The organism is Marinobacter sp. (genome assembly GCF_041984545.1).
GTDB lineage: Bacteria > Pseudomonadota > Gammaproteobacteria > Pseudomonadales > Oleiphilaceae > Marinobacter.
In genome coordinates this window covers 1-6,686 of sequence record NZ_JBHIXV010000060.1, presented here as the reverse complement: position 1 = coordinate 6,686, position 6,686 = coordinate 1, and the positions used below count along the sequence as shown (strand labels likewise).

The following is a 6,686-nucleotide window of genomic DNA, read 5'->3' as shown; positions in this document are numbered from 1 at the left end:
GTATGCCCGGTGGTGTGAGAGGACGGGGGAGGTAACTCCCCCTCCTACTCGATGGCGGGCCAGGCGGGACTGAAAAATCTCGTGTCAACCCTATGAAAACAGAAAAATTATGGTAGTATACGCCCCGTTCTCAAGGAGAGGTGGGTGAGTGGCTGAAACCAGTTCCCTGCTAAGGAACCATACGCATTGCGCGTATCGAGGGTTCGAATCCCTCCCTCTCCGCCATTTCCCTCCCGGGGAAAGAGACAGGCTGAATTAGCATTCGGCCACTGCAATCGATCAATGTGCGGCTGTAGCTCAGCTGGATAGAGTACCTGGCTACGAACCAGGCGGTCGGAGGTTCGAATCCTCCCAGCCGCGCCATCGATCGACACTGCAATCAGTTTCAAGCGGCTGTAGCTCAGCTGGATAGAGTACCTGGCTACGAACCAGGCGGTCGGAGGTTCGAATCCTCCCAGCCGCGCCAAATAAAGATCAAGACGCCTCAGTTTGTGTACCCCACAGGCTGAGGCGTTTTGCTTTGTATAGCTGGGATGATTTGAGCCGATAAGAGGTTCAATTGCTCCCGGTCAATTTTGGGCTGATCAATATTTGCACAACTCGTGCCTTCGATCCTACGCTGAAAAATGCAGGGACATTTATTATCGGAAAGAAGGAGTCGTGCTATGAACAAAACCATCAATGGCTCTTACGATAACCACGACCAGGCGAAAAACACCTGGGATGACCTGATTGCCACCGGCATTCCACGGGACAATATCTACCTGGATGAAGAGGCCAAATTGGTCAAGGTCATTGTTCCGGAGGAGACAGAGCGCGAGGTGCGCGAGATTTTTGATCGCCACAGGTTGCACTGAGCGCCCGGGCGCTCCGATTTGAACCGGGGCGCCCGCTATTCCATTACCACATCAGGTCATCAGGAATTTCATAGCCGGCGTAAGGGTCATCCTCGCCAGCGTCATCGGCGTTGCGATCGTGCAGGACAACCACAGCGCTTTCATCCCGTTCCATGATCTTCCGCGCCACTGCCTCGGCCACAATCTCGTATTGATCGTTCACGAAGACAATAGCCAGGCGACCGCGTGAGAGCTGATCAACCATGGTGTCGTCCACGAAGATTTTCTTGATCTTCTTGTCATGAACGAACTGGTAGGAAGTTTCACCGCGGCTTCGATCCAACCGATTGGTTTCCACCAACTGCCTGATCTGGGCCTGAATGGCTTTTTTCTCAGCGGCCTTCTGCCGCTCGAGGTTTAGCTGGCGATCGCGCTCCGCCTTTTCCTCGCGGGCCTTGCGCGCCCGAATCTCCGCCTCGCTTTCCTGGACGGTGCCCTTGGGTTGCTGCTTGCGCTGCTTGCGTTTTTCGCTGCGAATGGCCTTGGCTTTTTTCTCGTCGGCGAGGCCGGCTTTGAGTAGTTGATCCTGCAGGGATGGCATCAGTTGCTCCGTTCTTTCGTGTCGGATTCTGGTATTCTTGCGGCCAGACGCGCACCATTATACGCCCTCAAACTCGCCTTCATAGCCAGCTTAGTGCTGATTCCGGAATTTGCTTCTATGTCTTCTTTCAATGACTTTGGCCTCTCGCCCGCCATGCTCACCAACCTCGCTCATCTGGGCTTTGAAACGCCTACAGAAATCCAGGCAAAAGCCATCCGGCCGGGGCTCTCGGGCCGGGATGTGATTGCCATGGCGAAAACTGGCAGTGGCAAAACTGCGGCGTTTGGTATCAGCCTCGTTGAGCGGCTGAACCCCAAGTTGTTCGCGGTGCAGGCCCTGGTGTTGTGCCCAACGCGTGAGCTGGCGGATCAGGTGGCCAAGGCGATCAGAGAGCTGGCCCGGGCCCGGGAGAACATCAAGGTGCTGACGCTCTGCGGTGGCGTTCCAATCGGCCCTCAGATTGGTTCCCTGAGTCACGGCGCCCACGTGGTGGTTGGAACACCGGGCCGGATTCAGGACCATTTGCGTAAGCAGACCTTGTCCCTTGAGCGGCTGAAAACGGTGGTGCTTGATGAAGCCGACCGGATGCTCGACATGGGGTTTCAGGAGGCGATGGAAGACATATTGTCGCAGACGCCGCATACGCGTCAGACACTGATGTTCTCGGCCACCTGGCCGGCCGCCATCCGTGACCTGAGCCGTCAGTATCAGAAGGATCCTCTGGATGTGCGGGCGCAGGAAGGCGGCGGTGACAACCCGGATATCGAAGAACTCTTCTACGAGGTGTCGCCATCCTCGAGAACGGATGCGGTGGTGGCGCTGTTGTCCGAGCGTCAGCCGGAGTCCTGTATTGTGTTTTGCACCACCAAACAACACTGCGATGAGCTTGCGACCGAGTTGGGAGAGCGGGGGTTTTCTGCGCTGGCCCTGCACGGGGATCTGGAGCAGAAAGATCGGGACAGTGTGCTGGTGCGCTTCGGCAATCAGAGCTGCTCCATTCTCGTGGCCACCGACGTTGCCGCCCGGGGACTGGATATCAAGTCGTTACCGCTGGTGGTCAATGCCGAGCCCGCCCGAGATCCCGAGGTGCACACCCACCGCATTGGTCGCACAGGCAGGGCCGGGGAGCAGGGGCATGCCATTACCTTCTGTACGCCCGCCCAGGGCCATAAAATCAGCCGTATTGAGGCCGAGCGCGGTCGCAGCGTGGTTTGGGGCGATACCGAAACGCTGTTGGCAACGCCCACTCGCCCTGTAACGCCTGCCATGAGAACTCTTTGCATCGCGGCTGGCCGGAAGGACAAGTTGCGTCCGGGGGACGTGCTCGGTGCCTTAACCGGCGAGGCTGGTATTGCCGGCTCTGCGGTCGGCAAGATTGATCTGTTTGATCACCAGTGCTTTGTGGCAGTGGAAAAATCCCAGGCTGCCAGGGCGCTTTCCAGGCTCGAGAGCGGTCGGGTGAAGGGGCGAAAAATGCGTGTTCGATATGCCTGAATAAGCCCTGATACGGCTGCGTTGCCCGGGTGTCATTTTGGGCCTCGACACTCGGAAACTCCGTATAGCATTTTGCATTCAGGTTGCCCCTGAGCAGCTAAAACGGTAAATTACGCAGGATTTTGCCGACGGAATTCGTTCGGCCAGAGCATTAGACCTTAGTCTAACTGGTCAGGCCGCGCAAGTTCCGGAGAAACCTAAATCAATACAGGTAGCTGTTCGATATGAATGACCTGATGTCACAAGCCGTCGATCTGATGATTGCGGGTATGGGCTTTGTGTTTGTGTTCCTGATTATTCTGGTGTTCGCAACCGGCCTGATGTCCAAACTCATCCTGCGGTTTGCTCCAGAGGAGCCGGCAACCCCGGCCAAAACGCCACGTGCCAAGCCGAAGGCGCCCGCGTCGGTTGACCCTGACACCGCCGAGGCCATCAAGAAGGCGATTGCACAATTCCGGTCCCGCCACAAGAAGTGAACCGGTAAAAGACTAGAACCTTTAAACAGAAGGCTGACACGATGACTGACACAAAGAAACCGCTGGGGATTACGGACGTTATCCTGCGTGACGCCCACCAGTCCCTGCTTGCCACCCGTATGCGGCTTGATGACATGCTGCCCATTGCCGAGAAACTCGACAAGGTCGGTTTCTGGTCTCTGGAATCCTGGGGTGGAGCTACCTTTGACTCCTGCATCCGTTACCTCGGCGAAGATCCCTGGGAGCGCATTCGCGAACTGAAAAAGGCCATGCCCAACACCCAGCAGCAGATGCTCCTGCGTGGCCAGAACCTCCTGGGTTACCGGCACTACGCCGACGATGTGGTAGACCGTTTCTGTGAGCGCGCCGCCGAGAACGGCGTAGACGTGTTCCGTATTTTTGACGCCATGAACGATCCGCGTAACCTGGATCGCGCCATCAAGGCCGTGCGCAAAACCGGCAAGCATGCCCAGGGCACTATCGCCTACACCACCAGCCCTGTGCACACCATCGACATGTGGGTGGACATGGCCAAGGAAGTCGCCTCCATGGGCGCCGATTCCATCGCCATCAAGGACATGGCGGGCATCCTCAAGCCCTACGTGGCTTACGAGCTGGTCAGCCGTCTGAAGAAAGAGCTGGATATCCCGATCCACATGCAGTGCCACGCCACCACCGGCATGTCCACTGCCACTGCCATCAAGGCGGCGGAAGCCGGTATCGACAACGTCGACACTGCCATCTCCTCCATGAGCATGACCTACGGCCATTCGCCCACCGAGGCGGTGGTTGCGATCCTGGAAGGCACTGACCGTGACACCGGTCTGGATCTGAACCTGCTGGAAGAAATCGCCAGCTACTTCCGCAAGGTACGCCGGAAGTACGCGCGCTTCGAAGGTAGCCTGCGCGGCACCGATTCCCGCATCCTGATTGCCCAGGTGCCGGGTGGCATGCTGACCAACATGGAAAACCAGCTGAAAGAGCAGAACGCCATCGACAAGTTCGATGACGTGCTGGCTGAGATTCCGAAGGTTCGTGAAGACCTCGGTTACATCCCGCTGGTAACGCCCACCTCCCAGATCGTTGGTACCCAGGCGGTACTGAACGTGCTGACGGGCGAGCGTTACAAGTCCATTTCCAAGGAAACCTCCGCGATCCTGAAGGGCGAGTACGGCGCTGCGCCGGCCCCGTTCAACAAGGAGCTGCAGGAGCGTGTTCTGGATGGCAAAGAGCCTGTGACCTGCCGCCCGGCGGACCTGCTTGAGCCGGAAATGGACAAGCTGACCGACGAGCTGAAGAAGCTGGCGGACGAGAAGGGCATCAAACTGGCCGACAACCTCGAGGACGACGTGCTGACCTACGCACTGTTCCCGCAGATTGGCCTGAAGTTCCTTGAGAATCGGAACAATCCGGACGCGTTTGAACCGGTTCCGAGCGAAGAGGACGCTGCCCCGGCCAAGAAGGCTTCCGGCCCTGAAACCTACACCGTGGAAGTCAACGGCAAGAAGTACGTGGTGGCCGTTTCCGAGGGTGGTGAGATCAGCCAGATCCAGGGTGAAGGCGGTGCTGCCTCCGCACCTGCTGGGTCTTCCACTCCGGCCCCGGCTGCCGGTGAGGGTGAGCCAGTGGTTGCTCCTCTGGGTGGCAACATCTTCAAGGTTCTGGTTTCACCGGGTGATACCGTTGAAGAGGGCGATGTGCTGATTATCCTCGAAGCCATGAAGATGGAAACCGAGGTTCGCGCACCGAAGGCCGGTACCATCGGCGAAGTCTTCATCAAGGTCGGTGATGCCGTCTCTCCTGATGATGAAATGCTGACAATCGCATAAGGGCCAGCATTCCATGGATAAACTAATGACGCTCTGGACAGGCAGTGGCCTGTTCAACATAGAGATCGGCCAGGTAATCATGATTGCCATCGGCCTCCTTCTTCTGTTCCTTGCGATTCGTAAGGGGTTTGAGCCGTTGCTGCTGGTACCCATCGGGTTCGGCGGTATCCTGGCGAATATTCCGGAGGCAGGGCTTGCCCTGACTGCGGCTGAGAATGCCATTCACTTTGCCCTGAAGAACGGCACGGCCGAGATTCTGGCCGCGCTGGCGGCGCCGCTGGACGTGGCCTATCAGGCCGGGCAGGCGGTAACGCCCGAGCTTAAGGAAGCCTTCAAGGTAGCGGTGAAAGAGGCCAGCTATTCCGAAATGGCGATGGCCAACTCCATTGCCCAGGACTTCGGTTACGGCAACGGCATGCTCTACAACTTCTACTCGGTGGTTATCGGCAGCACCATCGGGCCTCTGGTGATCTTCATGGGCGTGGGCGCAATGACCGACTTCGGTCCGTTGCTGGCCAACCCCAAGACCATGCTCCTGGGTGCGGCCGCTCAGTTCGGTATCTTTGGAACCGTGCTGGGTGCGGCCCTGCTGGACTGGACCGGTGTACTGGAGTTCAACATCCTGGAAGCGGCAGCGATCGGTATCATCGGTGGTGCTGACGGTCCCACGTCCATCTACGTGGCCAGTGTTCTGGCTCCGCATCTGCTGGGTGCGATTGCGGTTTCCGCCTATGCCTACATGGCAATGGTGCCGATGATCCAGCCGCCGATCATGAAGGCGCTGACCTCTCCGGAAGAGCGCAAGATCAAGATGACCCAGCTGCGCCCGGTCAGCAAGCGCGAGAAGATTGCCTTCCCGCTGGTTGTACTGATTGCTGTGGTTCTGTTCCTGCCAGATGCGGCGCCGCTGCTGGGTATGTTCTGCTTCGGTAACCTGCTGCGTGAATGTGGCGTGGTGGAGCGTCTGAGCGATACCGCCCAGAACGCGCTGATCAACATCACCACCATTTTCCTGGGCCTGTCAGTTGGCTCCAAGCTGATGGCCGACAAGTTCTTGGATGCCCAGACTCTGGGTATCCTGGGCCTGGGCATCGTGGCCTTCGGTATCGGCACCGCCTGCGGTGTTCTGATGGCGAAGCTGATGAACAAGATGAGCAAGGAGCAGATCAACCCGTTGATCGGTTCTGCCGGTGTATCCGCGGTGCCAATGGCGGCCCGGGTCTCCAACAAGGTCGGCCTGGAAGCCAACCCGCAGAACTTCCTGCTGATGCACGCCATGGGCCCGAACGTGGCCGGTGTTATCGGCTCTGCGGTGGCTGCGGGTGTGATGATCAAGCTGTTGAGCTGATCATTTACCGCTGCTTTGAGGAAACCCCGCCTTTGTGCGGGGTTTTCTTGGTGCGCCCGGCACGGGCGCACTCCTGGAGGTGCAAGTCCTCCCGTGAGCTGG

At 58.2% G+C, this 6,686-nt stretch carries 6 protein-coding genes and 3 tRNA genes; 8 read left to right on the top strand and 1 reads right to left on the bottom strand.

The features are described 5' to 3' along the window. The first annotated feature begins 134 nt into the window (after nucleotides 1–134). The 4 genes from ACFC20_RS17295 (at nucleotide 135) to ACFC20_RS17280 (ending at nucleotide 857) form a co-directional block, all read left to right on the top strand. A tRNA-Ser gene (locus ACFC20_RS17295) sits at nucleotides 135–225 on the top strand. A 61-nt stretch (nucleotides 226–286) separates the two neighbouring features. Further along, nucleotides 287–363, top strand: a tRNA-Arg gene (locus ACFC20_RS17290). Nucleotides 364–389: 26 nt separating this feature from the next. Further along, nucleotides 390–466 (top strand) — tRNA-Arg (locus tag ACFC20_RS17285). A gap of 199 nt (nucleotides 467–665) precedes the next feature. After that, entirely contained in the window at nucleotides 666–857 is a 192-nt protein-coding gene (locus tag ACFC20_RS17280) for a hypothetical protein (protein WP_091992417.1), read from the top strand. A gap of 43 nt (nucleotides 858–900) precedes the next feature. Here the strand turns inward: ACFC20_RS17280 and ACFC20_RS17275 are convergent, their stop codons facing one another. Beyond that, on the bottom strand, nucleotides 901–1,437 hold the full coding sequence (locus tag ACFC20_RS17275) for a DUF2058 domain-containing protein (RefSeq protein ID WP_375194075.1): 537 nt from the start codon (nucleotides 1,435–1,437) through the stop codon (nucleotides 901–903). Nucleotides 1,438–1,554: 117 nt separating this feature from the next. Here ACFC20_RS17275 and dbpA point away from each other — a divergent pair, with 117 nt between their 5' ends. The 4 genes from dbpA to ACFC20_RS17255 all read left to right on the top strand — a co-directional run bounded on the left by dbpA (nucleotide 1,555) and on the right by ACFC20_RS17255 (nucleotide 6,584). Continuing rightward, complete coding sequence (gene dbpA / locus ACFC20_RS17270) at nucleotides 1,555–2,931, top strand: ATP-dependent RNA helicase DbpA (protein WP_375194074.1); 1,377 nt, start codon at nucleotides 1,555–1,557, stop codon at nucleotides 2,929–2,931. Between the two features lie 224 nt (nucleotides 2,932–3,155). After that, complete coding sequence (locus ACFC20_RS17265; protein ID WP_091992420.1) at nucleotides 3,156–3,407, top strand: OadG family protein; 252 nt, start codon at nucleotides 3,156–3,158, stop codon at nucleotides 3,405–3,407. A gap of 41 nt (nucleotides 3,408–3,448) precedes the next feature. After that, the gene (oadA, locus tag ACFC20_RS17260; RefSeq protein ID WP_375194073.1) at nucleotides 3,449–5,236 is read left to right on the top strand and encodes a sodium-extruding oxaloacetate decarboxylase subunit alpha; all 1,788 of its coding nucleotides are present in this window, start codon (nucleotides 3,449–3,451) and stop codon (nucleotides 5,234–5,236) included. A gap of 13 nt (nucleotides 5,237–5,249) precedes the next feature. After that, nucleotides 5,250–6,584: a sodium ion-translocating decarboxylase subunit beta gene (locus tag ACFC20_RS17255; protein ID WP_375194072.1), complete on the top strand. Its 1,335-nt coding sequence runs from the start codon at nucleotides 5,250–5,252 to the stop codon at nucleotides 6,582–6,584. Nucleotides 6,585–6,686: the final 102 nt, after the last annotated feature.

What these genes read in the sequence shown, in the direction of transcription:
- ACFC20_RS17280 (WP_091992417.1), top strand. Translation starts at nt 666, where the DNA reads ATGAACAAAACCATCAATGGCTCTTACGATAACCACGACCAGGCGAAA.
- ACFC20_RS17275 (WP_375194075.1), bottom strand. Translation starts at nt 1,437, where the DNA reads ATGCCATCCCTGCAGGATCAACTACTCAAAGCCGGCCTCGCCGACGAG.
- dbpA (WP_375194074.1), top strand. Translation starts at nt 1,555, where the DNA reads ATGTCTTCTTTCAATGACTTTGGCCTCTCGCCCGCCATGCTCACCAAC.
- ACFC20_RS17265 (WP_091992420.1), top strand. Translation starts at nt 3,156, where the DNA reads ATGAATGACCTGATGTCACAAGCCGTCGATCTGATGATTGCGGGTATG.
- oadA (WP_375194073.1), top strand. Translation starts at nt 3,449, where the DNA reads ATGACTGACACAAAGAAACCGCTGGGGATTACGGACGTTATCCTGCGT.
- ACFC20_RS17255 (WP_375194072.1), top strand. Translation starts at nt 5,250, where the DNA reads ATGGATAAACTAATGACGCTCTGGACAGGCAGTGGCCTGTTCAACATA.